The organism is Lysobacter humi (ex Lee et al. 2017) (assembly GCF_054781815.1).
Genome location: NZ_BAAGTR010000009.1, coordinates 299,577 through 323,752 on the forward strand (window position 1 = coordinate 299,577; position 24,176 = coordinate 323,752).

Below are 24,176 nucleotides of genomic sequence, written 5' to 3' on the forward strand. Positions count from 1 at the left end.
CCGCATGGGCTCAGCCGGTCTCGGGATCGGCGAGGTTGTTGAGGTGCTCGACGCGCTGCTTCGCGGTGTCGGCGATCTCCGCGTCCCACTGCGAGGGCCCGCGGACGATCACGTCCGGGATCACCACCGCGGACGACTGCCGCCAGATGCGATTGAGCGACTCGCGCTCGGGATGCGAGAGGATCAGCGCGGAGAGCATGCAGTCGTTGACCTGCGCGCGGCCGATCATGATGGCCAGATACTGCGCGAGCAGCGACATCTGGTCCTTGAGGAACGCGACTTCGGCCTCGAGCGACTCGATGCGGTCGTCCATTAGGACTCCTGCGGGTGTTTCCCACAGGCTGACAGCCCCGACCGTTCGACCCGGTGAAAGCCGCCGGGCGCACCGGGCGGCGATCCGTCAGAGCAGCCCGGACAGCGGCGTGTGGCGGTGGATGCCGACCGGGCGCGCGTCGTCGCCCATGGCCAGCGTGATCGACTTGCTGCCGGCAAGCGTGCGGCTGACCTCCGCGTCGGTGTTGAGCGAGCCCGCGACGTCGTCCACGCCGACATCGAGGATCGGCGTGCGGCGATCGTGTCGGCCGAACTTGTGCCGGTTGTACTCGGCCCAGCCGATCAGCAGCACCGTGGCGACGATCGCGAGGGTGAACAGGATCCCGAAGGTGGCCTGGTCGAAGCTGTAGTTCTTCACCCCCAGCTCGACCCAGCTCGTGCGCACGCCGAGGTACCAGGCCACGACGGTGATCACCGGCAACCACAGGTAGGCGTAGACGACCCACGCGGCGATCGTGATCGCACCGTGCAGCGTGCGGACCGCGGCCGACGGCGGCTTGCGCGGATGCGTGATGTAGGTCGGCTCGTTGACGGTGGTGTTCATCGGTAACCTCGGTCGGGGCTGGTCCAGACGGCACGCTCACGACGGCGCGCAAGCAGGGTTTTCGGTACGGCGACGATCGTCGTGAACAGGCTGAGCAGCCAGTAGGCGATCGGATACCAGACGATCCAGAAGAAGTTGCGTCCGATGCCCTTCTCGTAGCGCCGGTCGATCGTCAGGCTGATCGCGAACTGCAGCAGGCAGGTGATGCCCAGGACCACGCCGTGCCACTTGGGAATCAGGCCGCTGGTGCGCAGCTGCGGCGGCATGTCGATCAGGTAGCCGAGCAGCCACAGCACGATGATGGACAGCATCACGTACGACCAGACGACGCTCAGCACGTATTCGAGCATCACGCCCCACATGCGGCGCGAGCGCCAGCTGTTGACCGACCGCGCATGGCGCAGGAGCACTTCCACGCCGCCACGCGCCCAGCGCAGGCGCTGCTTCCAGAGCCCGGCGAAGGTTTCCGGCATCAGGATGTAGGCGAGGGCATTCGGCTCGTAGCGGATGTCCCAGTGGTCGAGCTGCAGGCGCCAGCTGATGTCGATGTCCTCGGTCACCATGTCGTCGGACCAGTAGCCGACCCGGTGCAGGGCGGTCTTGCGGAAGGCCGAGACCACGCCGGAGACGGTGAACAGCCGGCCGTAGCTGCGCTGCGCGCGCTTGATCATGCCGATGATCGAGGAGAACTCGCCGACCTGCAGGCGGCCCAGCAGCGTCGAGCGGTTGCGGATGCGGGGATTGCCGGTGACGGCACCCACGCGCGGGCCGCTGTTGAGATGCCAGACCAGCCAGTGCGTGGCATCGGGGTGCAGGAGGGCGTCGCCGTCGATGCAGACCAAGTACTCGCCGCGCGAGGCCAGGGTGCCCATGCGAAGCGCGTTCGCCTTGCCCATGTTGCGGTCGAGGTGGATCACACGCAGCAGCGGATGGCGCTCGGCGAGTGCGTCGAGGCGCGCGGCCGTGTCGTCCGTGCTGCCGTCGTTGATCGCGATCACCTCGAAATTCGGATAGCGCTGCGCGACCAGGGCCGCGACCGTGTCCTCGACGTTCGCGCCTTCGTTGTGGCAGGGCACGAGGATCGACGCCATGGGATAGCCGTCCATCATCGGCGGCTGGTCCGGCCGGAGCTGCCCGCGCTCGCGCCGGACGTAGTAGTAGATGCCGCCCGCCATCCAGAACAGCGACATCACGACCGGGTAGTAGAACGCGAAGTTGAAGAAAAGGCCGAGCAGGTCGATCTGGGGCATGTCAGCGCTCGAGGTACGGGAAAGCGCGGGCGGAGATCACGGCTCGCGCGCTGTCGAGGGGTGGCCGGTCCTTCAGGAAGTCGTCCGGGTAATAGGCGAGGTGGCGGCCGCCGAGCGCGAGCACCCGGCGGGCCTGTGCTTCGAGCACGGCCGGGTCGACGGGGCGCGAGTCGCGCCAGTCGGTCGACTGCAGCTCGAAGATGGTGCGGTCGAAGCCGTCGGGATGCGTACCGACCTGCCGGGTCAGGTGCTCGAGCCAGTCGGTGGGACGCGCGGCCTTCTCCATGAAGGGCATCGCCATCAGAGCCGTGTAGTCGTAGGCGCGGTTGAACGCGGGAAGCTGCTGCGCGAACCAGGCCTCGCTCGCGGGCTCGAGCACCGGCTGCGCGAACAGGTTGCGCACGGTGATGAGCTTCGGGCGCCAGTGCTCGGCACGCTCCTCGAGTTGCCGGGTGAACCGGATGAGCCGTTCGGTGCGCGCGCTGCCGGTCGGCGTGCCGTCGGCCAGCGTCTCGTCCTCGCGCACGTAGGCATCGTCGTGGAACAGGATGCCGGTGAAGTGCGCCGAGATCGCAAGGTCCTCGTACAGATCGGCGATCAGCGCGGCCGCCTCGGGGCGCGTGGGATCGAGACGCGGGATCTCCTGCGGGTTGCTCGCCGTGATGCGCAGGCGCGACTGGCGCTCGGTGTCGGGCAGGTCGAAGCCCAGCACCGGCATCCATGCATAGACCGCCACGCCGGCGCGCGTCCGGAGCTGCCAGGCGACGCGGTTGAACAGGTCCGCTCGCATCGGCATGTGGCGGTTGGGGAAGTACATCGCCTCGGCCGCGCCGTCACCGTCGGGGTCGGCGAACGCCTGCAGGTAGACGTGCGACGGCTTGATGCGCGCGATGCGTTCGACGAGCACGCCGAGGTTGCGCTCGGTCTGCGCCGGGTCCGGGTCGTAGACGTAATCGAGGTCGACCTGGATCGCGCGGATGCCGTCGAGGCGGATATCGCGCCGCAGCTCGTGCACGAAATCGCCGATGTCGGGATTGTTGTACATCAGCAGGCGCGCCAGGCTCTCGCCGCCCTGGGTGAGGCTGTCGCGACCGGTCTGGCCGAGGTCGACCTCGGCGAAGCGCCCCTCGAGGTCGAACGACATGTCCATGCCGAGCTCGGCCGCCAGCGCATTGGCTACGCGGTTGTACGCCGCATACGGCCAGACGATGGCTTCGGGGCGATGCCCGGTGTTCTTTTCGATCAGCGCGGCGCTGCGTTCGAGGTCCTGGCGCACGCGCGCCCGGTAGGCCGCTTCGGACTCGTAACCGCCGTTCCACTGGCGGGTGATCGCGGCCGGCAGCTGGTTGCCCTGCGGGTTCCCGGGAACGCCCGTGTGGAGCGCGTGGCTGTGCGAGGCCACTTCGATCAGTCCCGTCGCCTGCATTTCGCGCAGCTGCGCCCAGCTGAGGAAGTCCTCACGCGTGAAGTCGCGATGTCCGTACGGCACGCGCGCATCGGCGGGAAGGTCCATCCAGCTCGTCACCACCGCCACGAGCGCGGGGTAGCGATACGCCTTCAGCAGCGGGAGCGCATGGGTGTAGGTGCTGCGCAGCCCGTCGTCGAAGGTGAGCAGGACGGCCTTGTCGGGCAGCGCACGGCCGCCGCTGCGCGCGTCCCGCACGGCCTTCGCGCTGACGGGCACGTAGCCGTGCGCCCGCAGCCAGTCGAGCTGCATGGCGAAGTTGCGGGTCGACACCGCGAACGGGTCGGGGTCGCCCTTTGCCGCGACGTCGTCACGGATGTCGTGATAGCTGAGCACGAGGAGCGCGTCGGCGCGCCCGGGGACCAGCAGGGCGAGGACGAGGAAAAGCACCAGAGCCGCGAAACGCATCAGAACCCCCACCGATAGGCCGCCTCGAAAGCGAGCCGCCGCTCGCGGCCCCCGTCGTAGACCGGCCGCGACCACGAGACACCGTATTCGAGCGTGTGGCCCTGCGCGGGCCGCCACTCGTGGCGATAGGACGCCGAAGGCACCCACGCCGTGCCGAACCCCTGCTGCCAGTACGGGCCGGCGTGCAGCTCGAGCTTCTGCCGCAGGTGCCGCTCGTAGCGACGCCACACGATATGGTCGAACCGCACGCCCACCGTCGCCATCGCATCGCGACCGGGATTGAAGTACGGGCGCCCGACCTCGGAGCCGCGGCTCCACCAGCCCGACGCGAGCCCATCGATCAGCAGGTGCGGCGCCGTGTACATGCGCCAGCGCGCGAACACGCTCGCCTGGTCGCGGTCATTGCCGTCGTCGTAGCGCAGGCGCTTCAGGCGGCCGTCGATCGCGAGCAGGTCGCTCGGTGCCCAGCTCGCGCTGACGGACACGGAATCCGCGGTGATGCCGACACGCCGGGCCTGCAGCGACGTCTCCACGTCGTTCTCGGCGACCTGCCCGCGGAGCGTCCATGCATCGTTGAGTCGCCACGCGGCGTCGAGCGTCCAGGCGCTGTCGTCGTCGGGCTCGCTGACGGCATAGACGGACGCCCGCAGGCCCAGCTGGTGGTAGCGATAGTCGACCGCCGCGCCGAGCCGCCGGTAGCGCACGGTGTCCGGGCGGAACTCCGCGCTCACCTCGTCGCCGACCAGGCCGACGCGCCAGCGGTAGCCGAGCAGGGGGGACCATGCCTCGAGCCCGATCCGACGATCGCGCACGCCGAACGGCGAGCTCGTGGCACCGCTCTCGGGATCGTTGCGCCCCCAGACGACGCCGACGCGCCCCTGCGAGCCGAGTCGCAGTGCGACTTCGCGATCGAGGCGGGCCACGTGCATGTCGTTCTTGAAGCGCTCGCGCAAGGCGCGGTGCGCATCGACGGCCTCGTCGGCACGCTGCAGGTCGAAGAGTGCCGACACGCGCCCGATCCCGGCATCGCGATTGCGCGGGTCGAGGGTGAGTGCGATGTCGTAGCGCTCGAGCGCGGCGGTGGGCTGCGCCTGCCGATGCAGCACGGTGCCGAGCGCGGCCTGCGTGCCGGAATGGCGCGGCCCCGTGCGCGACATCGCGTTGAGCATGTCGTGGGCGCGGGCATGGTCGTGGCCCAGCGAGATCATCATCGCCTGCGCCAGCTCCGCCTTGTAGCGGTCCCAGTTCTCGTAACTCTGCCGCGCGCCCTCGCGCCGTGCCCAGGCGGGCTGCGAGCGCACGAGGTCGTCCATCAGCAGGTAGGCGTCGTCGAAGCGTTCCTGCTCGATGTAGGCATACGCAAGGAGGATCCGCGTATCCACGTCGCGCGGATTGAGCGCCATCGCCTTCTTGAGGACGGACTCGGCCTCTTCCGGCCGACGCAGGGCGAGCAGCGCATCACCCGCGGGGCCATGGACATAGGCGGGGAGGTTGGCGTCCTCGCGCTCGAGCGCGCGGTACTCGGCAACGGTCTCCTCGAACCGGCGCAGCGCGTTCAGCGCAAGCAACGAATCCATCCGCAGCCGGCGCTTTTCCCAGTTGGTGCGGTCGCCCTGCGCCTGCCGTTCGCGCAGCGCGGCGAGCGCACGCTCCATTTCGGCGTCGCGTGTCTCTTCGCGCTCCTGGTAGGTCGCGCCCCAGCCGATCGCACGGGCCACCGCGTCGCCCTGGATCCGGTCGCGCTGGAAGTCGGCGAAGGCCGACGGCCAGGCTGCGAGCAGCTCGTTTGCGCGGTAGGCCGCGCCGAGGTCGGCGAGCGTGAGCGCGCGCATCCGATACGCGACGTCGTCGCGCGGGTCGGCGGCCAGCAGGTGCTCGTAGATCGCCAGTGCCGCGGCCCAGCGCTCGGCCTTGCGGTGGGCCTCGGCCTCGGCGACGAGCCGGTCGCGGGTCGCGCGATCGGCCACTGCAGGAAGGGGCGTCGACTGCGTCGCGACGGGCCGTCCAGCCGGCGTCACCGCCTGCTGGGCGGCGCACAGCGCCGGAACGAGCGGCAGGAGTAACGCAAGTGCTTGTTTTGATTGGAGTCGCACGTAACGTTCCAGAAACAGTCGGGGTGGGAATACGCCTTAGAGCGGAGTGTTCCGATTCAGGTGTGAAGGCAACGTGCGCTGAACGGAGCAATACGTCACATTTTTTCGGACAGCCGGCGTTCTGGCTAGCATTACCGTGCGAGCGGCCGTGCCGAACGCCGCTTGCCGCATGTCGACCGCGGGTGGTCCGCCTTGCGGCGGACGTCGCGTCCCGGCGTCGCGTCGATTCCAGGGCGGGTTCGTCGTGGTTCAGTTTCGACGGGGCCTCAACGGGATCCGTGCACCCGGCCGTCACGCGATGCGCCCAAGGCTTCGCACATGGGGAACACCAGCGATTACCAGGTGCTCGACGGCTTCGCGTCGGCGCAGGCACTGACCTACGGCGCGCTGCGGGCGACGAAGACGCTCGATCTCGATCGCCAGCTACTGCAGTTCATCCTGGCGACCGATGCCAGACTGGTCGACAGCCTCCTCGGGTCGCAGGCCTTGCTCGACCCCGATTCGCCGGAGGGCCGGCGTGCGCTCACGCTGGTCCGCCTGCACCGGGCGCTCGGCGATGTCTACGGCAGCGCCGAGCGCGTGCACGCTTTCCTCGACACGCATTCGCCGGCGCTCGGCGCCACGCCGCGCAGCCTGTTCGGCACGGAATGCGGCGTGCAGCGCGTGCTGGACGTGGTCGAGGCCGATGTCCGCGATTCGCTCGAGCCACCGCAGTCGGCACGCGATGCGCGCGGCCCGCTGCTCGTCGACGGCGTCGCGTTCCCGCTCGGCCGGCTTCGCGTATAGGCCTAGCGGACGACGCCTGCGACGGCGTCGGCGACGAAGGCCGAGCCTGCGATCAGCGATACGAGGGCCGGCGTCAGTGCGATCGCGGCCAGCGGCGATCGCACGATCGAGATGCCTGCGCGCGCCATCAGGCAGCCCAGCAGTACGCCCGGAAACAGCTCGAAGGCGAACGTCGTTCCGGTTCCCGTTGCCCAGCCGAACAGTGCGCTCGAGGCGCAGACGAGTGCCGCGAGCAGCGCGCAGCCTGCGGCGTCGCGGAGGCTGATACGGTGGAGCTGGGCGTCGAGCAGGCGCATGCGGCCAAAGTGCGCCCGTCCGGGTGGAGCATTCGTGAGGATCGAGGCCGGAGCACACCGGTGCGCACCGGCGCACTTGCGGCCTGACGGACGAGGCGCGGCTGCCTGCATCGGCGCGCACGCAACAAAAAAGCCGGCGCGGGGCCGGCTTCTTGCATACAGCGGAATCAGATGGTCGGGGAGACAGGATTCGAACCTGCGACTTCTACGTCCCGAACGTAGCGCTCTACCAGGCTGAGCTACACCCCGACGGCAGAGCCGCGAATTCTAGCGGTCCCCCACCCGCCTCGACAAGGGGGCGTGAATGTCGCGACGCCGCGGGCACGTCGGCATAGGGCGGCGGGCGACCGGCCGGTAAACTTCCGCGTCCAGCGTCCACCCCGCGGAGCCCGCGCTTGATCAAGCCACGCACGCCGGCCGGAGTCCTCGAACTCCTGCCGCCCGACCAGATCGCCTTCCAGCGCATGCTGGACGTCATCCGGCGCAATTTCGAGCGCTTCGGGTTCCTGCCCGTCGAGACGCCGGTCATGGAGCTGTCGGACGTGCTGCTGACCAAGTCGGGCGGCGAGACGGAGCGGCAGGTGTATTTCGTGCAGTCGACCGGCGCGCTCGAGAAGGGCGGCGAGGGGCTGCCGGAGATGGCGTTGCGCTTCGACCTCACCGTGCCGCTCGCGCGCTACGTCGCCGAACACGAGCACGAGCTGGCGTTTCCGTTCCGTCGATACCAGATGCAGCGCGTCTACCGCGGCGAGCGCCAGCAGCGCGGGCGGTTCCGCGAGTTCTACCAGTGCGACATCGACGTGATCGGCAAAGACGCGCTCTCGGTGCGCTTCGACGCCGAGCTGCCGGCGGTGATCCACAGCGTATTCTCCGAGCTGGACGTCGGCGCGTTCACGATCCACCTCAACAACCGCCAGCTCATGCGCGGCTTCTTCGAGCAGCAGGGCGTCGCCGATCCGCAGCTGCAGGCACTGGTGCTGCGCGAGGTCGACAAGCTCGACAAGCGCGGCGCCGACTATGTGCGCGAGACGCTGGCGGGCGAAGGCTTCGGACTCGCGGCGGATGCCGTCGACCGAATCCTGCGCTTCGTCGAAGTGCGCTCGACCTCGCGTGCCGATGCGATCGCCGTGCTCGACCGCCTCGGCGATCCCGCGAGTGGTGCGCCGAGCGAGGCCCTTCAGCGCGGCATCGCCGAGCTGCGCGAGGTGCTCGACCTCCTGCATGCGATGGGCGTCCCGGAATCGGCCTATGCGCTCAACCTGTCGATCGCCCGTGGGCTCGACTACTACACCGGCACCGTCTACGAGACAACGCTGAACGACTACCCGCAGATCGGCTCGATCTGCTCGGGCGGCCGCTACGAAGACCTCGCGAGCCATTACACGAAGTCGAAGCTGCCGGGCGTGGGCATTTCGATCGGCCTGACGCGCCTGTTCTGGCAACTGCGCGAGGCCGGGCTGCTCGGCCCGGCGGCGAGCACCGTGCAGGTGCTGGTCACGCAGATGGACGGCGCGCACCTGCCGCATTGCCTCGCGGTCGCCTCCGAGCTGCGCCACGCCGGCTTCAACACCGAGGTGGTGATGGAGCCGTCCAAGCTCGCCAAGCAGTTCCGCTATGCCGACCGCGCCGGCATCCGCTTCGTCGTGGTGCTCGGCGAGGACGAGATCGCGTCGAACCGCGTCACGGTGAAGGACCTGCGGCGCGAGGACCAGTTCCAGGTCGACCGCGCCGAGCTCGCCGCCACGCTGCGCGTGGAGCTCGCACAGCCGCAGGCGGCGCGCGCATGAAGCCCGTGCATCTGGATGGACGCTCGCTCACGCGCGCGCAGGTGCTCGCGGTCGCGCATGGCGCGCCGGTGGAGCTCGACGAGGCCGAGTTGCCCGCGGTTGCGCGCGCGGCACAATTCCTTGCGGAGCAGGTGGGCCGCGAGGAGCCGATCTACGGCGTCTCCACCGGTTTCGGGAGCAATGCCGATCGCCTGCTCGGCTCGTACCGCCTGCGCAATGGTGCAGGGCGCGACGCGGCGAATCCGCACGAGTCGCTCCATGCCGAGCTGCAGCGCAACCTGATCGTCACGCATGCGGTGTGCGTCGGGGAGCCGTTCGCGCCCACCGTCGTGCGCGCGATGCTCTGCATCCGCATCAATACGCTGATGCGCGGGCATTCGGGCATCCGCGTGGAGACCCTGCGCGCGCTCGTCGCGATGCTCAATGCGGGCGTGGTGCCCGTGGTGCCGCAGCTGGGCTCGGTTGGCGCGAGCGGGGACCTCGCGCCGCTCTCGCACCTGGCGATCGTGCTGCTCGGCGGCGGCGAAGCCTTCCACGAAGGCAAGCGCCTTCCCGGTGGCGAGGCGCTGCGACGCGCCGGGCTCGAGCCGGTCACGCTCTCGTACAAGGAGGGCCTGGCGCTCAACAACGGCACGGCGCAGATGCTTGCGACCGGCGTGCTCGCGCTCGGCAAGCTCGAGGATCTGCTCGACACCGCCGACCTCGCCGCGGCGATGACCGTCGACGCGTTCGCCGGCCGGCTCGGCGCCTTCGCCGAAGCGGTGCACGAGCTGCGGCCGCACCCCGGCCAGGTGGCCGTGGCGGCGCACCTCCGTCGCCTGCTCGAAGGCTCCACGCTCGCGGATATTCCCTACCACCTCGTGCCGCGCTTCCGCCCGTGGCTGCCGGAAAGCTGGGAGACCGACGAGGCCCGCGAACTGCGCTTCGACATCGGCTGGGACTGGGTGCCGACCTCGCAGCGGCACGGCCGCGAGAAGTTCTACCGGCGCTTCCGCCCCTTCCGCGGCGGCAAGAAGCACCAGCCGCAGGACAGCTATTCGCTGCGCTGCGTGCCGCAGGTGCACGGTGCCGTGCGCGACGCCGTCGCGCAGGCCGCGCGCGTGCTCGAGATCGAGCTCAATTCGCTCACCGACAATCCGATCGTCTTCCCCGACGCGCAGGCCGAGCACGTCGAGGAGCAGGTGGTGTCGGCGGGTCACTTCCACGGCATGCCGCTCGCGCTCGCGATGAGCTACGTGAAGGCATCGATCCCGGTGCTGGCGAGCATCGCCGAGCGCCGCCTCAACAAGCTGGTCGATCCCGCCACGAACGACGGCCTGCCGGGTTTCCTGATCGGCAACGAGGATGCGACCGAATCGGGCTTCATGATCGTGCAGTACACGGCGGCGGCGATCGTCAACGACCTGGCGAGCCGCGCGATGCCTGCGTCGGTGTATTCCATCCCGACCAGTGCGAATGCCGAGGACCACGTCTCGATGGGCGCGAACGAGGCGCGGCACGTGCTCGCGATGGTCGACGACCTCGGCAAGGTGCTGGGCCTCGAGTTGTATACCGCAGCGCAGGCGCTGGACCTTCGTCGCGACATGATCAACGCGGCGCGCGCGCTGGCCCGGGACTCGTCGACCGAGCAGCTCGCGACAAAGGTCGCGGGCGCACCGCTCGCCGGCGGGGACGGGCATGCGCAGTTCCTCGACGAAGTCGAGCAGTTGCGCGCCGAGCTGGCCTCCGCCGAAGCCTTCGGCCCGGGCCGTGCGGTGGCCGCGGCGCATGCAGCGATCCGCGAGAGCATCGCCTTCATGCCGTTCGACCGCGCGATGGACGGCGACGTGCAGGCGGCGGTACGGCTCGTGACCGAGGGCCGCGTGCTCGCGGCGGCGCGCGCGGCGCTCTGCGGCTAGGGAACGGCCCTGCGACGCGGCCGCCGAGTCGGGGCTGGCGCGTCGCGGTTGGCGCGCTCACACAGCATCGGCGCCGCTCCGGTGCCGACCCGTTATTCGCTCGTTGCGTACATCCGAGGATCGTAGGGCCCCCACGCCCGTCGCCGTCGAACAGGCCAGTTCCGCGGCTCTGGCGCCTGCAGCCTCGGCGAGATCACGGGTGCGCGGTAAGCCACCGCGCGCGACTTGGTGACCGCAGCCCTGTATCGGCGCGGAGCGCAGCACTCGCACTGCACCCATGCGACGGCGGCCGTCGGCACACGGCACAAGGCACAAGGCACACGGCGGCCGCCATTCCCCGAGAAGGTGCACGCACCACATAAGTGTTGACGTCGCCCCTTACCGTCGCCACAATGTGATAACGCATTAATACATTGGACGACGATGAAACGCCGCCCGCCGTTGGACGCTGCCGAGAGGCAGGCGTCGCTCGAATCGCTCTCGCGGGCGCTGGCGGCGCTCGAGCGCCCCGCCGACGTACTCGCCTTCCTCGAGGATCTCTGCACCCCCGCGGAGCTCGAGGCCATGGCGGACCGCTGGCGCGTGGTGCCGCTGATCCGCGAGGGCGTGCCCTACCGCGAAATCCACGACCGCACGCTCGTCAGCGTGACCACGATCGGGCGTGTCGCCCGGACCCTCGAGCGCGGAACGGGCGGCTACGGCACGGCCATCGAGCGCAGCCTCAGCAAAGTCACCGAGTAATTCCCCATGAGCATCGTCCCCGAACCCCGTGACCGCCTGCGGATCGCGATCCAGAAGTCCGGCCGCCTTGCGGACCCCGCGCGAGCACTCCTCGGCGCCTGCGGGCTGAGCTGGCGCGAGAGCCGCGACCGCCTCTTCTGCTACGGCGAGGCGCTTCCGATCGACCTGCTTCTGGTGCGCGACGACGACATCCCCGGCCTCATCGCCGACGGCGTCTGCGACCTCGGCATCGTCGGGCGCAACGTGCTGCAGGAACAGGACCGCGACCGTCGCCGCGGTGGCGCGCCGACGGCCTTCCGCGAACTGCGCGCGCTCGGCTTCGGCGGCTGCCGGCTCGCGCTCGCCGTGCCGGACGGTTGGGACTGGCGCGGCCCCGAGCAGCTCGAAGGGCGGCGCATCGCGACCAGCTACCCCGCGCTGCTGCAGGCCTGGCTCGACGAGCAGGGCATCGGCGCGGAGGTGGTGATGCTCTCGGGCTCGGTCGAGATCGCGCCGCGCCTCGGGCAGGCCGACCTCGTCTGCGACCTCGTCTCCAGCGGCGCGACGCTCGCGGCGAACCAGCTCAAGCCGGTCGCGACGCTGCTGGAGAGCGAGGCGGTGCTCGCGGCGCCCGCGAACGACTTCGATGGCGAGCGCGCCGGCCTCGCGGAGCTGCTGCTGCGTCGCCTGGACGGCGCCCTGCGCACCCGCCACAGCCGCCTGCTGATGTTCCAGGCCCAGCGCAGCGCACTGCCGCAACTCCTCCCGCTGCTGCCCGACGCGGACGCCCCGACGATGCTGCAGGTGGACGGCGCCGACCGGCTCGCGCTGCAGGCGCTCTGCCACGGCCGGCTCACCTGGCAACGGCTCGAGGACCTCAAGCGTGCCGGCGCGCAGGGGCTGATGGTGCTGCCCGTCGAGAGCATGCTGGCATGAGGACGATCCGCTGGTCCGAGCTGGACACCGCACAGCGCGAGGAGGCGCTGCGGCGTCCCGCGCAGCGCAGCGCGGGCGAGGTCACCCAGGCCGTCGCCGACCTGATCGCCGACGTGCGCGCCCGCGGCGACGCCGCGCTGCGCGAGCTCACGCAGCGGTTCGACGGCGTCGTGCTGGACGATTTCCGGGTCGGCCGCGCGGAGATCGACGCCGCGCGCGACGCGCTGCCTGCCGCCCTCGTGGCGGCGATCGACGACGCGGCGTCGCGCATCGAGGCCTTCCACCGCGCCGGCATGACGCCGGAAATCCGCGTCGAGACGGCGCCGGGCGTGCAGTGCGAGCGCATGCTACGGCCGATCCGCCGCGTCGGCCTGTACGTGCCGGCCGGATCCGCGCCGCTGCCGTCCACGGCACTGATGCTCGGCGTTCCCGCGCGCCTGGCCGGCTGCACGGGCGCCGTGCTCTGCACGCCGCCGCGCCCGGACGGCAGCGCCGATCCCGCGGTGCTCTACGCGGCATCGCGCTGCGGGATCACCACGATCTTCAGGCTCGGCGGCGTCCAGGCGATCGCCGCGATGGCGTTCGGCACGACGGCCGTGCCCAAGTGCGACAAGCTGTTCGGCCCGGGCAACGGCTGGGTCACCGAAGCCAAGCGCCAGGTCTCCATGGCCGATGGTGGCGCGGCGATCGACATGCCGGCCGGCCCGTCGGAAGTACTCGTCATAGCCGATGCCGGAGCGAACCCGGCCTTCGTCGCGGCGGACCTGCTGTCGCAGGCCGAGCACGGGCCCGACTCGCAGGTGCTGCTGGTCACCGACGACGCGCGCCTGCTCGACGCGGTGCGCGTGGCGGTCGATGCGCAGCTCGCCCGGCTCCCGCGCGCGGACATCGCGCGGCGCGCACTGGAGCAGTCGCGCCTCGTGCTCACCGACTCGCTCGACGACGCTTTCGACGTCAGCAATGCCTACGCGCCCGAGCACCTGATCCTCGCGCTGCGCGACGCACGCGCGTGGCTGCCGCGCGTCGAGGTGGCCGGCTCGGTCTTCCTCGGCGACTGGGCGCCGGAAGCGCTCGGCGATTACTGCAGCGGCACCAACCACGTCTTGCCCACCGGTGGCGCCGCGCGCACGACGGGCGGGCTGAGCGTGGCGAGCTTCCAGGTCGCGATCACGGTGCAGGAGGTCGCGCAGGGCGGCCTGCGGGCGATCGGGCCGTGCGCCGTCGAGCTCGCCTCGGCGGAGGGGCTCGACGCGCATCGCAGTGCGGTCGCGCTCCGGCTGGAGGCGCTCGCATGAGCGCACCGCTCGACCTGGTTCGCGAGGACCTGCGCGATTTCGCCGGCTATCGCTCCGCGCGCAGCGAGCGCCTCGACGGCGACGTCTGGCTCAATGCGAACGAGGGCGCGGTCGCGAACTTAGCCGATCTCTCCGCCACGCTGCGCCGCTATCCGGACCCGCAGCCGATGCGCCTGCGCACGGCCCTCGCGGAGTTGTACGGCTGCCGGCCCGAGCAGGTGCTGGCCGGGCGGGGCAGCGACGAGGCGATCGACCTGCTGGTGCGCGCCCTGTGCCGCCCCGGCGGCGACGCGATCGTGGTGACGTCGCCGACCTTCGGCATGTACGCGGTCAGCGCGCGGCTGAATGCGACGCCGGTGGTGGACGTGCCGCTGCGCGACGGCGTGGACGGCTTCACCTGCGACTTCGATGCCGTCGCCGAAGCGGCGATCGCCCGCGGCGCGAAGCTCGTCTTCCTGTGCTCCCCGGCTAATCCCACCGGGGGTGCGCTGCCCCTCGCGGCGGTGGATGCGCTGGCTGCGCGCCTCGAGGGCCGGGCGCTCGTGGTGGTCGACGAGGCCTACCAGGAGTTCGCCGACGGCGCCTCCGCCATTTCGCTCCTCGACCGCCGCCCGGGCATCGCCGTGCTGCGCACGCTGTCGAAGGCGCACGCGCTGGCCGGCGTTCGCCTCGGCAGCGTCGTCGCCGACGCCCGGCTGATCGAGGTGCTGCGCCGCTGCCAGGCGCCGTATCCGCTGCCTGCGCCCGTCGTCGCAGCGGTGCTCGCCGCGCTGTCGCCGGCGGCCCGCGCAGCGACGGTCAGCAGCGTCGCCACGGCCGTCCGCGAACGCGCGCGGCTCACGGCGGCGCTCGCATCGGTGCAGGGCATTCGTCGCGTCTACCCGTCGCAGGCGAATTTCCTGCTCGTGCGCTTCTCCGATGCGCAGGCGGCCTTCGAGCGCCTGCTCGAGGCGGGAATCGTCGTGCGCGACATGCGTGCGAATCCCGCGCTCGGCGATGCGCTGCGCATCAGCGTCGGCCGGCCGGACGAGAACGATCGCGTCGTCGCCGCGCTCGCGGCGCGGGTGGCCGCATGAGCCGGCCGATCCTGTTCGTCGATCGCGACGGCACCCTCATCGAGGAGCCCGCGGACTTCCAGATCGACGCATACGAAAAGCTTCGCTTCGTGCGCGACGTGGTGCCGTCGATGCTGCGCCTGCGCGACGCCGGCTACGACTTCGTGATGGTCACCAACCAGGACGGCCTCGGCACGCCGGCGTTCCCGCGCGCGACGTTCGATGGCCCGCATGCGCTGATGATGCAGCTGTTCGAGAGCCAGGGCATCGCCTTCCGCGACGTGCTCATCGACACCAGCTTCCCGGCCGACAATGCGCCGACGCGCAAGCCGCAGATCGGCCTCGCGCTGCCCTACCTGCGCGATCGCGACATCGACTGGTCACGCTCGGCCGTGGTCGGCGACCGGCCCACCGACGTCGAGTTCGCGCGCAACCTCGGCGTGCGCGCGTTCCAGCTGCGCACCGCCGCCTTCGGCGGCGAGTGGGATTGGCCCGGCATCGCGCATGCCCTGGTCGATGCGCCGCGCACCTCGCGGCTCAGCCGGCGAACGAAGGAGACGGCGATCGAAGTCGAGGTCGACCTCGACCGTGCCGCCGAGCCCGACGTCGAAACCGGCCTGGGCTTCTTCGACCACATGCTCGAACAGCTCGGCAAGCACGGCGGCTTCGCGTTGCGTGTGCGCTGCGAGGGCGACCTGCACATCGACGAGCACCACACCGTCGAGGACGTCGCGCTCGCGCTCGGGCAGGCATTGCGCGAGGCGCTCGGCGACAAGCGCGGCATCGGCCGTTACGGCGCCGACCCCGCGCCGGCCGCCGGCGCGGTCACGCTGCCGATGGACGAGACGCTCGCGAGCGCCGCGGTCGACTTCTCGGGTCGCCCGTACTTCGTCTTCGACGGCGCCTTCGTGCGCGAGGCGGTCGGCGACCTGCCCACCGAGCTGGTGCCGCACTTCTTCCGGTCGCTCTGCGAGACGGCGGGCCTCAACCTGCATCTGCGCGTGCGCGGCGGCAACGACCACCACGTGGTCGAGGCGAGCTTCAAGGCGGTGGCGCGCGCGCTGCGACAGGCCATCGCACGCTCGGGGCATGATCTCCCCAGCACCAAGGGCGTGCTGTGAACGTCGTGCTCATCGATGCGGGCGGCGCGAACATCGGCTCGGTGCGGTACGCCTTCGAGCGGCTGGGCGCGAGCGCGCGGCTGAGTGCCGACCCGGCCGAGATCGCCGCCGCCGAGCGCGTGGTGCTGCCCGGGGTGGGCGCCGCACCGGCCGGCATGGCGCGGCTGCACGAGCTCGGGCTCGTCGAGTTGGTGCGCTCGCTGCGGCAGCCGCTGCTCGGCGTCTGCCTCGGGATGCAGCTGCTCTTCGATTCGTCGGAGGAGGGCGACGTCGACTGCCTCGGGCTGCTGCCCGGGCGCGTGCGACGCCTGCCCGAAGCGCCGGGCATCCGCGTGCCGCACATGGGCTGGAACCGTCTTGCGCGGCGTCGCGAGGATCCGCTCCTCGCCGGGGTCGCCGAGGGCGAGGCCGCCTACTTCGTCCACAGCTATGCGGCGCCGGTGACGGACGCCGCCCTCGCCACCTGCGAGCACGGCGTGCCGTTCGCGGCGGTGGTGCGCGACGGGCTGCGCATGGGCGCGCAGTTCCACCCCGAGCGCTCCGCCGCCGCCGGTGCCCGGCTGCTCGAAAACTTCCTCCGGATCGAGCCATGAGCGACTTCGAGCTGTACCCCGCGATCGACGTGCGCGAAGGCCGCGTGGTGCGCCTGCGCCAGGGCGATTACGCGCAGGAGACGCGCTACGACACCGATCCGGTCGCACTCGCGATCGACTACGAGCGCTCGGGCGCGCGCTGGCTGCACCTGGTGGACCTCGACGCCGCGCGTGACGGCGGGTGGACGCTCGCGCCGCTGCTCGAGCGCCTGCGGGCCGAGACCGGGCTGCGCGTGCAGAGCGGGGGCGGCGTGCGCTCGGAGGTGGACGTCGAGCGCCTGCTGCGCGCCGGCGTCGACCGCGTCGTGATCGGCTCGCTCGCTGTTCGCAAGCCGGACCTCGTGAGTACGTGGCTCGTGCGTTACGGCGTCGAGCGCATCACCGTCGCGCTCGACACGCGCCCGGACGAACGTGGCCGCTGGACGCTGCCCACCGCCGGGTGGACGCAGGGCAGCAACGCGCGGCTCGAGCACGTCCTCGACCGCTATCGCGATGCCGGCCTTCGCCACCTGCTGTGCACCGACATCGGGCGCGACGGGATGCTGGCCGGTCCCAACCTCGAGCTCTACGCGCGATTGCACCGGCACGCGCCGGAAGTGCGGCTGCAGGCATCCGGCGGCGCCCGCGAGGCGGCGGACGTCGATGCCGCCCGCGCCGCGGGCTGTGCGGGGATCGTGCTCGGCAAGGCCCTGCTCGACGGCCGCTTCACGCTCACCGATGCGGTCGAACGGCTGCGAACGCCGGTGGGTGCGACATGCTGAGCCGGCGCATCATCCCCTGCCTCGACGTCCGCGACGGTCGCGTCGTGAAGGGCGTGCGCTTCCGCGACCACGTCGACATGGGCGATATCGTCGAACTCGCGCTGCGCTACCGCGACGAGGGTGCCGACGAGCTCGTCTTCTACGACATCACCGCGAGCCCCGAGGCGCGGCGCGTGGATCGCGACTGGATCGAGCGCGTCGCGCGGCTGATCGACATCCCGTTCTGCGTCGCCGGCGGCATCCGCTCGGTCGAGGACGCGCGCATCGTGCTGCACGCCGGCGCCGACAAGGTTTCGATCAACACCCCCGCACTCGATCGGCCCGAACTCATCGACGAACTCGCCGACGCCTTCGGCGTGCAGTGCGTGGTCGTGGGCGTGGATTCGCTGCGCGACGAGGATGGCGAGTGGCGCGTGCGCCAGTACACCGGTGACCCGTCGCGTACCCGGGCGCTCGCACGCCTCACGCTCGACTGGATCGCCGAGGCGCAGGACCGTGGCGCCGGCGAGATCGTGCTGAACTGCATGGGCAGCGACGGCGTGCGCACCGGCTACGACATCGTGCAGCTCCGCGCCGCGCGCGCCGCCTGCCGTGTTCCGTTGATCGCCTCGGGCGGTGCGGGCAGCGCCGCGCACTTCGTCGACGTCTTCCGCGAGGCCGACGTGGACGGTGCACTCGCGGCGAGCGTCTTCCACGCGGGGGACGTCGCGATTCCAGCCCTGAAGCGGCAGCTCGACGCCGCGGGGATCGAGGTCCGCCATGTCTGAGGCGCCCTTCATTCCCGCGTTCGACGTCGTCCAGATCGATTTCGCCAAGCAGGACGGGCTCGTGCCTGCGGTGGTCCAGGACGCCGCCACGTTGCGCGTGCTGATGCTCGGCTACATGGACGCCGCGGCACTGCGGCACACCTGCGAGACGCGCCGGGTCACGTTCTTCAGCCGCAGCAAGCAGCGCCTGTGGACGAAGGGCGAGTCGTCCGGCCACGTGCTGGAACTGGTCGACCTGCAGCTCGACTGCGATGCCGACACGCTGCTGGTGCTCGCGACGCCGCAGGGCCCGACGTGCCACCTCGACCGGGCGAGCTGCTTCCCGTCCGCGCCCGGCGGCTTCCTCGGCGAACTCGATGCGCTCATCGCGCGTCGGCAGCGCGAACGTCCGGAGGGGCGCTACACCACGCGGCTATTCGAGGGTGGGGTGCGCCGCATCGCGCAAAAGGTGGGCGAGGAGGGCGTCGAGACCGCGCTGGCGGCGGTCGCGCAGGACGCCGATGCCCTGCGGGGCGAGGCAGGCGACCTGCTGTATCACCTGCTGGTGCTGCTGCACGCCCGCGGCCTCGCGTTGGCCGATGTGGAGGCGCTGCTGCGTGAGCGGCACGCGGCCGGCTGACGGCCCCGGCACGGCGTCGGCGCGGCCCGCTGCTAGGCTCTGCAGCGCCTCCGCGACCGATGCCCGCCGTGCGCCACGCCATCGCCTCCCTGCTCGTTGTCCTGCTCGGCGTCGCCGGGCCTGCCCGTGCCGCGGTCTGCGAACCGGTCGTCTTCGAGGATCGCGACGGCGACGGCCGGCGTGATGCGCGGGAGCCGGGCGTTCCCGGCGTCCGCGTCTCCGACGGCCTGCGCATCGCCATCACCGGACGCGACGGCCGCTATGCACTGCCGCCCACGCCGGGGCGGCCGCTGTTCGTCATCAAGCCGGCGGGCTACCGGGTCGGCACGCGCGACGACGGCCTGCCAGCGCACTGGCAGCCGGTGCCCGACCCGCAGGCGCCCGCGTTGCGCTACGGCGGCCTGCCCCGCGACGGCGCGCACTGCGGCGCATTCGCGCTGCGTCGCGAACCTGCCCGTCGGCGCCCACTCGACGTGCTCGTCTTCGCCGACCCCCAGACCGCGACACTCACCGACGTGGGCCACTACGCCCGCGACGTCGTCGATCCCCTGGTCGCCGCGCACGGCGGCGCACGTGCGGCGGACGTTGGCCTGACGCTCGGCGACGTCGCCAACGACGACCTCGCCCTCTATCCGGCGCTCAACGCGGTGACGCGCCGGCTGCGTACGCCGTGGCTGCATGCGGCCGGCAATCACGACCTCGACTTCGACGCGCCGGACGACGCGCATTCGCTCGACACGTTCCGCCGGCATTTCGGCCCCGACACCTTCGCCTGGGAGGAGCCCGAGGCGGTCTTCGTCGTGCTCGACGACGTGATCTACCGGCCCGAACAGCGACCCGCCTACGTGGGCGGCCTGCGCGAGGACCAGTTCACCTTCCTCGAGGCCTACCTGCCCACGCTCGATCCGCGGCGCCTGCTCGTTCTGGCACTGCATATTCCGCTGTTCGACGAGGACGGCCGCGAGACCTTCCGCCACGCCGACCGCGAGCGTCTGTTCCGTCTGCTGGAGCGCTTCCCGAAGCGGCTCGTGCTCAGCGGCCACGGGCACGTGCAACGCCATGTCTTCCACGACCGCGCACGCGGCTGGCGCGCCGAGGCCCCGCTGCACGAGTTCAACGTCGGCGCCGTCTGCGGCGCGTTCTGGTCGGGCGTACGCGATGCGCAGGGCATCCCGGACGCGACGATGGCCGATGGCACTCCGAACGGCCATGCCCGCATGCGCGTGGATGCACGGGGGGACTACGCACTGAGCTGGCATCCGGCACGCCTCGGCGACGGTGGTCCGTCGGCGACGTCCGCAATGGCGCTCCATGCGCCGCGCGTGCTGCGCCGCGGTGCGTACCCGGCCTGGGGCGTCTATGCGAACGTCTTCATGGCGCACACAGGCTCGCGCGTGGAATACCGCGTGGACGGGGGCGACTGGCGTCCTATGCCGCGCGTCGAACGCCCGGATCCGCGACTGCTGGCCGAGAACGTTCGCGACGACGAGGCCGCGCGGCCGCGCGGCTACGACCGCTCGCCGGAAGCACAGCCCTCCACGCATCTGTTCCGCGGCGCACTGCCGACCGACCTCGCCGCAGGCACGCACCGTGTCGACGTGCGGCATCTCGACCCGTGGCAAGGCGAACAGCGCGCGTCGATCGACTACCGTCTCGACGAGGTCGCGCCCTGAGCCGTGGTCACACGCCGACGTCGGCGAAGCGCTCCACCCGCCGGTGGCCGCCGGTCGCATCGCCGCGGCGCGGCTGCGGATAGTCCTCGAGGCGGTCGACCAGCACGGTCTGCAGGCCCGCCTCGCGCGCGGCGTCGAGCTCCTCCACGATGTCCGAGAGGAACAGGATGTCGCCGGGTTGCTGCCCGACGCCCTCCGCGATGCGACGGTAGCTCGCCGCCTCGCGCTTGCCGCCGATTTCGGTGTCGAACCAGCCCGAGAACAGACTTGTGAGGTCACCGGCAGAGCTGTGGCCGAAGAACAGGCGTTGCGCCGGCACGCTGCCCGACGAGTAGACGTACAGCGGCAGGCCGGCGGCATGCCATTCGCGAAGAGCCTCGGCCGCGTCCGGATACATGTGCGCGGTGAAGTCGGCATTGCGATAGCCGGCGTCCCAGATCATCCCCTGCAGCGCCTTGAGCGCGGTGTGCTTGCGGTCCTGGTCGATCCAGCCCTGAAGGATTTCCACGATCGTGTCGTCGCTGCACACCGCGCCGTGCTCGGTCGCCACCGCATCGAGCCAGCGACGCACCTCGGGCTCGCCGCCGCGCTCGCGCACGAAGCCGGGCAGCGCACGGCGCGCGTACGGGAACAGCACGTCCTTGACGAACGAGATGCTGCTGGTCGTGCCTTCGATGTCGGTGAGGATCGCGCGGACGGGCATGGGGGGCTCGCGGGTCGGTGTCAGTGAAAAGGGCCCGACGCGCGGCGCCGGGCCCTGCGGGTACGCGGGGTCCCGGCGTCAGGCGGTCGGATCCTTCTCGAAGCGCGGGAAGCGCTGCGCGATATCGGTGCCGGTGAAGTGGCCGATCCAGCCGTCGGGCTGCTGGAAGAAGCGGATCGCCACGAAGTTGGGCTCCGGTCCCATGTCGAACCAGTGGTGCGTGGAATCCGGCACCGAGATCAGGTCGCCGGCTTCGCAGACCATCTCGTAGACCTTGCCGTCCACGTGCAGCGTGAACATGCCCGATCCGGCGACGAAAAAGCGCACCTCGTCTTCCTTGTGGAAATGCTCGTCAAGGAACTTTTTGCGCGCCTCCTCGCGATGCGGCGCATCGGGCGCGATCGAGACCACGTCGACCGTGGTGAAGCCCCGCTCGGCGACGATGCGGTCGATGTCGGCCCGGTAGGCGTCGAGGATCACGTCGGGCGCGTCGCCCGGCTGGATGGGCTTGCTGGCTTCCCACCGCTCGAAGCCCACGCCGATCGGCGCGAGCTCGCGCGCGATGGCCTCGGCGTCGGTCGAGGTGAAGTCGGGGCGGTCCGGCGTGGACGCGTCGAAGATGCGCAGGCGGCTCATGGCAGTGTCCGGGATTCGTCAATGCGCCGGCGACGCCGGCACGTAGGTCGCGCCGACGCGGCGCATCTCCAGCTCGCAGGCGAGCAGGAATTCGAAGGCTTCGAGGTGGCGGCGCGCCTCGGGCATGTCGCGGCCCCAGGCGTACAGGCCGTGCCCCTCGATCAGGTAGCCCCACAGCGGGCCGGCGTCGAGCAGCGCTTCCACCTGTGCGGCGAGCTCGGGCATGTCCTGCGAATTCGGCAGGACCGGCAGGTCGAGCAGGGTCTCATGCGTCGTGTTGCCCGCGAAGGCCTTGAGCAACTCGTAGCCCTCCAGGCGGACGCGCCCCTCGCGCGCGTACAGGCGCGAGGCGACGGTCTGGTTCATCGAGTGCGTGTGCAGCACGCAGCCGATGTCGGGAAACCGCTTGTACAGCTGCGTATGCAGCAGCGTTTCGGCCGACGACTTCTGCGTCGTGGCGACCGGCGCGCCCTCGAGGTCCACGACCATGATGTCCGCATCGACCAGCCGGCCCTTGTCGCGCCCGGAGACGGTGATCGCCGCGTGCCCGGCGTCCATCCGGCGCGAGAAGTTGCTGCTCGTCGCGGGCGTCCAGCCGCGCGCGGCGAGCTCGCGCACGTTCACGATGATTTCGCCGGCGGCCTGCGCGAGGCGTTCGGGGTCGTAGGGGAGCACGTCGGTCATCGGGCGATTTTAGGGCAGCCGGCGTCGGTGGCGTGCATTGCCGCAACGGCGCCCGCCGCCGCGCCAAAGAAAACGGCGCGGTTGCCCGCGCCGTCTCCTTGCATCCGAACGTCGCGGCCGCTGGGCGTCAGCGGCCGGGCGCGTCTTCCTTGAACTCGGGAAGCTCCGGGCCGTCGATCTGGCCGAGCCCCTTGTTCAGGCGGGAATTGCGCATGCCGTACAGGAAGTACAGCACGATCGCGCCGACCGCGTACCAGGCGAAGAACACCAGCACGCGGGTCTCGACGGTGAAGATCAGCGCGAAGCAGGCCAGGATGCCCAGCGCCGGGAGCACCGGGTACAGCGGGACGCGGAAGCCGCGCGGAATCTCCGGATGCGTGCGGCGCAGCCAGATGACCGCCAGGCAGACGATGCCGAAGGCCGCCAGTGTGCCGACCGAGGTCATGTCGCCCAGGGTGTTGATGTCGAAGAAGGCCGCCGCGAACGCGGTCAGCACGCCGACGAGCACCGTGTTCACCCACGGGGTCTTGAACTTCGGATGGATCGTCGAGAAGACGCGGGGCAGCAGGCCGTCGCGCGCCATCGTGTAGAAGATGCGCGTCTGGCCGTACATGAGCACCAGCACCACCGAGGTCAGGCCGACGATCGCGCCCACCTTGATCAGCTTGGCGAACCAGCCCCACTGCGGGCCCAGTGCATCGACCGCGACCGCGACCGGATCCGGCACGTTCAGCGTCTTGTAGTTGACGACGAGCGTGAGGACGATCGAGACCAGGATGTAGAGCAGGGTGCAGACCGCAAGCGAGCCGATGATGCCGATCGGCATGTCCTTCTTCGGGTTCTTCGCTTCCTGCCCGGCGGTCGAGACCGCCTCGAAGCCGATGTAGGCGAAGAACACGATGGACGCCGCGCGGAACACGCCACCCCAGCCGAACTCGCCCTTCTCGCCGGTCGCTGCCGGGATGAAGGGATCCCAGTTGCCCTTGAGCGTGTCGAAGTTCTGGATGACGAACCAGCCGACGACCAGGATGAAGGCGACGATCACCGACATCTTGATCGCGACGATGATGTTGTTGACCTTCGCGCTCTCGGAGACGCCGACGACGAGCAGGCCGGCCAGCGCGAGGCAGATCAGCAGCGCGGGCAGGTTGAACAGCGTGGTCACCGGGTTGCCCGCGGCGTCGAGCACCGGCGCGCCATCGCGGACCAGCGCATGGCCCGCGGGGCCGGTCAGCTCCGGCGGGATCACGAGCCCGTAGTCGCCGAGCAGGCTGACCACGTAACCGGACCAGCCGACCGCCACCACCGACGCCGCCAGGCCGTACTCGAGCAGCAGCAGCGCACCCATGATCCAGGCGGCAAACTCGCCGATGGTCGTGTAGCTGTAGGTGTAGGCCGAGCCCGAGACGGGCAGGGTCGACGACAGCTCCGCGTAGCAGAGGCCCGCGAGCGCGCAGACGATGCCGGCCACGAGGAACGAGAGGAGGACGGCAGGACCGGCGTGCAGGGCGGCGGCATTGCCGGTGCGGACGAAGATGCCCGCGCCGATGATGCAGCCGATGCCGAGGAAGACGAGGTTCCAGGGCCCGAGCGTGCGCTTGAGCTGGCTGGTCTCGGTCTCCATCTGCACCTGCGCGACGCTCTTGCGCATGAGCATGCGGCTGACGAGGCCGCGGTTGGGAGTGGTCGCCATTGAATCAGGTTCCCCTTGATCGAAAACGGTGCGCGCGCGGGCGCGTGGCCCGCCCGGCTC

The 24,176-nt window shown here is 70.7% G+C and carries 23 protein-coding genes and 1 tRNA gene; 13 read left to right on the forward strand and 11 right to left on the reverse strand.

From position 1 onward, the window contains the following. Window positions 1-10 precede the first annotated feature (10 nt). From ACYVJJ_RS08320 to ACYVJJ_RS08340, 5 genes are all read right to left on the reverse strand, one after another. On the reverse strand, window positions 11-313 hold the full coding sequence (locus tag ACYVJJ_RS08320; RefSeq protein WP_460832638.1) for a hypothetical protein: 303 nt from the start codon (window positions 311-313) through the stop codon (window positions 11-13). Window positions 314-400: 87 nt separating this feature from the next. Then, on the reverse strand, window positions 401-877 hold the full coding sequence (gene pgaD / locus ACYVJJ_RS08325) for a poly-beta-1,6-N-acetyl-D-glucosamine biosynthesis protein PgaD (RefSeq protein WP_460832640.1): 477 nt from the start codon (window positions 875-877) through the stop codon (window positions 401-403). Then, complete coding sequence (gene pgaC, locus ACYVJJ_RS08330) at window positions 874-2,127, reverse strand: poly-beta-1,6-N-acetyl-D-glucosamine synthase (protein ID WP_460832641.1); 1,254 nt, start codon at window positions 2,125-2,127, stop codon at window positions 874-876. Before pgaC ends, pgaD begins: the two co-directional genes overlap by 4 nt. A gap of 1 nt (window position 2,128) precedes the next feature. Further along, the gene (pgaB, locus tag ACYVJJ_RS08335; protein ID WP_460832643.1) at window positions 2,129-4,000 is read right to left on the reverse strand and encodes a poly-beta-1,6-N-acetyl-D-glucosamine N-deacetylase PgaB; all 1,872 of its coding nucleotides are present in this window, start codon (window positions 3,998-4,000) and stop codon (window positions 2,129-2,131) included. Beyond that, on the reverse strand, window positions 4,000-6,093 hold the full coding sequence (locus tag ACYVJJ_RS08340; RefSeq protein ID WP_460832644.1) for a tetratricopeptide repeat protein: 2,094 nt from the start codon (window positions 6,091-6,093) through the stop codon (window positions 4,000-4,002). The genes pgaB and ACYVJJ_RS08340 overlap by 1 nt, the downstream gene beginning before the upstream one ends. A gap of 318 nt (window positions 6,094-6,411) precedes the next feature. On the opposite strand from ACYVJJ_RS08340, the gene ACYVJJ_RS08345 reads away from it, so the two are divergent. After that, window positions 6,412-6,879, forward strand: a complete 468-nt coding sequence (locus ACYVJJ_RS08345; protein ID WP_460832646.1) for an antitoxin Xre/MbcA/ParS toxin-binding domain-containing protein — start codon at window positions 6,412-6,414, stop codon at window positions 6,877-6,879. A 2-nt stretch (window positions 6,880-6,881) separates the two neighbouring features. Here the strand turns inward: ACYVJJ_RS08345 and ACYVJJ_RS08350 are convergent, their stop codons facing one another. Both ACYVJJ_RS08350 and ACYVJJ_RS08355 read right to left on the reverse strand, forming a co-directional pair. Next, window positions 6,882-7,175, reverse strand: a complete 294-nt coding sequence (locus ACYVJJ_RS08350; protein WP_460832647.1) for a hypothetical protein — start codon at window positions 7,173-7,175, stop codon at window positions 6,882-6,884. Window positions 7,176-7,347: 172 nt separating this feature from the next. Next, window positions 7,348-7,424 (reverse strand) — tRNA-Pro (locus ACYVJJ_RS08355). A 146-nt stretch (window positions 7,425-7,570) separates the two neighbouring features. On the opposite strand from ACYVJJ_RS08355, the gene hisS reads away from it, so the two are divergent. From hisS to ACYVJJ_RS08415, 12 genes are all read left to right on the forward strand, one after another. Next, window positions 7,571-8,962 (forward strand): histidine--tRNA ligase, encoded by a 1,392-nt coding sequence (hisS, locus tag ACYVJJ_RS08360; RefSeq protein WP_460832649.1) that lies wholly within the window; start codon window positions 7,571-7,573, stop codon window positions 8,960-8,962. Then, the gene (locus ACYVJJ_RS08365; RefSeq protein WP_460832651.1) at window positions 8,959-10,860 is read left to right on the forward strand and encodes an HAL/PAL/TAL family ammonia-lyase; all 1,902 of its coding nucleotides are present in this window, start codon (window positions 8,959-8,961) and stop codon (window positions 10,858-10,860) included. Before hisS ends, ACYVJJ_RS08365 begins: the two co-directional genes overlap by 4 nt. Before the next feature lie 423 nt (window positions 10,861-11,283). Further along, window positions 11,284-11,601, forward strand: coding sequence for a YerC/YecD family TrpR-related protein (locus ACYVJJ_RS08370; RefSeq protein WP_460832652.1), 318 nt, complete (start codon window positions 11,284-11,286; stop codon window positions 11,599-11,601). Between the two features lie 6 nt (window positions 11,602-11,607). Next, a complete protein-coding gene (hisG, locus tag ACYVJJ_RS08375) occupies window positions 11,608-12,516 on the forward strand; it encodes an ATP phosphoribosyltransferase (RefSeq protein WP_460832654.1) in 909 nt (302 codons plus the stop codon). Continuing rightward, window positions 12,513-13,811, forward strand: coding sequence for a histidinol dehydrogenase (gene hisD, locus ACYVJJ_RS08380; RefSeq protein ID WP_460832656.1), 1,299 nt, complete (start codon window positions 12,513-12,515; stop codon window positions 13,809-13,811). Before hisG ends, hisD begins: the two co-directional genes overlap by 4 nt. After that, window positions 13,808-14,887 carry a histidinol-phosphate transaminase gene (hisC, locus tag ACYVJJ_RS08385; protein WP_460832657.1) on the forward strand — a complete coding sequence of 360 codons (1,080 nt, stop codon included), beginning with the start codon at window positions 13,808-13,810 and terminating at the stop codon, window positions 14,885-14,887. Before hisD ends, hisC begins: the two co-directional genes overlap by 4 nt. Beyond that, window positions 14,884-15,987 (forward strand): bifunctional histidinol-phosphatase/imidazoleglycerol-phosphate dehydratase HisB, encoded by a 1,104-nt coding sequence (hisB, locus tag ACYVJJ_RS08390; RefSeq protein ID WP_460832659.1) that lies wholly within the window; start codon window positions 14,884-14,886, stop codon window positions 15,985-15,987. Before hisC ends, hisB begins: the two co-directional genes overlap by 4 nt. Further along, window positions 15,984-16,580, forward strand: a complete 597-nt coding sequence (gene hisH / locus ACYVJJ_RS08395; RefSeq protein ID WP_460832660.1) for an imidazole glycerol phosphate synthase subunit HisH — start codon at window positions 15,984-15,986, stop codon at window positions 16,578-16,580. Before hisB ends, hisH begins: the two co-directional genes overlap by 4 nt. After that, complete coding sequence (gene hisA / locus ACYVJJ_RS08400; RefSeq protein WP_460832662.1) at window positions 16,577-17,341, forward strand: 1-(5-phosphoribosyl)-5-[(5-phosphoribosylamino)methylideneamino]imidazole-4-carboxamide isomerase; 765 nt, start codon at window positions 16,577-16,579, stop codon at window positions 17,339-17,341. Before hisH ends, hisA begins: the two co-directional genes overlap by 4 nt. Beyond that, on the forward strand, window positions 17,335-18,108 hold the full coding sequence (hisF, locus tag ACYVJJ_RS08405) for an imidazole glycerol phosphate synthase subunit HisF (RefSeq protein WP_460832663.1): 774 nt from the start codon (window positions 17,335-17,337) through the stop codon (window positions 18,106-18,108). Before hisA ends, hisF begins: the two co-directional genes overlap by 7 nt. Next, on the forward strand, window positions 18,101-18,727 hold the full coding sequence (hisIE, locus tag ACYVJJ_RS08410; RefSeq protein ID WP_460832665.1) for a bifunctional phosphoribosyl-AMP cyclohydrolase/phosphoribosyl-ATP diphosphatase HisIE: 627 nt from the start codon (window positions 18,101-18,103) through the stop codon (window positions 18,725-18,727). Before hisF ends, hisIE begins: the two co-directional genes overlap by 8 nt. Before the next feature lie 59 nt (window positions 18,728-18,786). Then, on the forward strand, window positions 18,787-20,400 hold the full coding sequence (locus tag ACYVJJ_RS08415) for a calcineurin-like phosphoesterase C-terminal domain-containing protein (protein ID WP_460832666.1): 1,614 nt from the start codon (window positions 18,787-18,789) through the stop codon (window positions 20,398-20,400). A gap of 7 nt (window positions 20,401-20,407) precedes the next feature. Here ACYVJJ_RS08415 and mtnC read toward each other — a convergent pair whose 3' ends face one another. From mtnC to ACYVJJ_RS08435, 4 genes are all read right to left on the reverse strand, one after another. Beyond that, window positions 20,408-21,103 (reverse strand): acireductone synthase, encoded by a 696-nt coding sequence (gene mtnC / locus ACYVJJ_RS08420; protein ID WP_460832668.1) that lies wholly within the window; start codon window positions 21,101-21,103, stop codon window positions 20,408-20,410. 78 nt (window positions 21,104-21,181) lie between these two features. After that, window positions 21,182-21,739, reverse strand: coding sequence for a 1,2-dihydroxy-3-keto-5-methylthiopentene dioxygenase (locus ACYVJJ_RS08425; RefSeq protein WP_460832670.1), 558 nt, complete (start codon window positions 21,737-21,739; stop codon window positions 21,182-21,184). Between the two features lie 18 nt (window positions 21,740-21,757). Then, the gene (locus tag ACYVJJ_RS08430) at window positions 21,758-22,423 is read right to left on the reverse strand and encodes a methylthioribulose 1-phosphate dehydratase (RefSeq protein ID WP_460832672.1); all 666 of its coding nucleotides are present in this window, start codon (window positions 22,421-22,423) and stop codon (window positions 21,758-21,760) included. Between the two features lie 127 nt (window positions 22,424-22,550). Then, window positions 22,551-24,116: an amino acid permease gene (locus ACYVJJ_RS08435; protein ID WP_460832674.1), complete on the reverse strand. Its 1,566-nt coding sequence runs from the start codon at window positions 24,114-24,116 to the stop codon at window positions 22,551-22,553. Window positions 24,117-24,176: the final 60 nt, after the last annotated feature.

Coding starts and splice junctions, on each gene's coding strand:
- ACYVJJ_RS08320 (WP_460832638.1), bottom strand. CDS start 313: ATGGACGACCGCATCGAGTCGCTCGAGGCCGAAGTCGCGTTCCTCAAG.
- pgaD (WP_460832640.1), bottom strand. CDS start 877: ATGAACACCACCGTCAACGAGCCGACCTACATCACGCATCCGCGCAAG.
- pgaC (WP_460832641.1), bottom strand. CDS start 2,127: ATGCCCCAGATCGACCTGCTCGGCCTTTTCTTCAACTTCGCGTTCTAC.
- pgaB (WP_460832643.1), bottom strand. CDS start 4,000: ATGCGTTTCGCGGCTCTGGTGCTTTTCCTCGTCCTCGCCCTGCTGGTC.
- ACYVJJ_RS08345 (WP_460832646.1), top strand. CDS start 6,412: ATGGGGAACACCAGCGATTACCAGGTGCTCGACGGCTTCGCGTCGGCG.
- ACYVJJ_RS08350 (WP_460832647.1), bottom strand. CDS start 7,175: ATGCGCCTGCTCGACGCCCAGCTCCACCGTATCAGCCTCCGCGACGCC.
- ACYVJJ_RS08365 (WP_460832651.1), top strand. CDS start 8,959: ATGAAGCCCGTGCATCTGGATGGACGCTCGCTCACGCGCGCGCAGGTG.
- ACYVJJ_RS08370 (WP_460832652.1), top strand. CDS start 11,284: ATGAAACGCCGCCCGCCGTTGGACGCTGCCGAGAGGCAGGCGTCGCTC.
- hisG (WP_460832654.1), top strand. CDS start 11,608: ATGAGCATCGTCCCCGAACCCCGTGACCGCCTGCGGATCGCGATCCAG.
- hisD (WP_460832656.1), top strand. CDS start 12,513: ATGAGGACGATCCGCTGGTCCGAGCTGGACACCGCACAGCGCGAGGAG.
- hisC (WP_460832657.1), top strand. CDS start 13,808: ATGAGCGCACCGCTCGACCTGGTTCGCGAGGACCTGCGCGATTTCGCC.
- hisB (WP_460832659.1), top strand. CDS start 14,884: ATGAGCCGGCCGATCCTGTTCGTCGATCGCGACGGCACCCTCATCGAG.
- hisA (WP_460832662.1), top strand. CDS start 16,577: ATGAGCGACTTCGAGCTGTACCCCGCGATCGACGTGCGCGAAGGCCGC.
- hisF (WP_460832663.1), top strand. CDS start 17,335: ATGCTGAGCCGGCGCATCATCCCCTGCCTCGACGTCCGCGACGGTCGC.
- hisIE (WP_460832665.1), top strand. CDS start 18,101: ATGTCTGAGGCGCCCTTCATTCCCGCGTTCGACGTCGTCCAGATCGAT.
- ACYVJJ_RS08415 (WP_460832666.1), top strand. CDS start 18,787: ATGCCCGCCGTGCGCCACGCCATCGCCTCCCTGCTCGTTGTCCTGCTC.
- mtnC (WP_460832668.1), bottom strand. CDS start 21,103: ATGCCCGTCCGCGCGATCCTCACCGACATCGAAGGCACGACCAGCAGC.
- ACYVJJ_RS08425 (WP_460832670.1), bottom strand. CDS start 21,739: ATGAGCCGCCTGCGCATCTTCGACGCGTCCACGCCGGACCGCCCCGAC.
- ACYVJJ_RS08430 (WP_460832672.1), bottom strand. CDS start 22,423: ATGACCGACGTGCTCCCCTACGACCCCGAACGCCTCGCGCAGGCCGCC.
- ACYVJJ_RS08435 (WP_460832674.1), bottom strand. CDS start 24,116: ATGGCGACCACTCCCAACCGCGGCCTCGTCAGCCGCATGCTCATGCGC.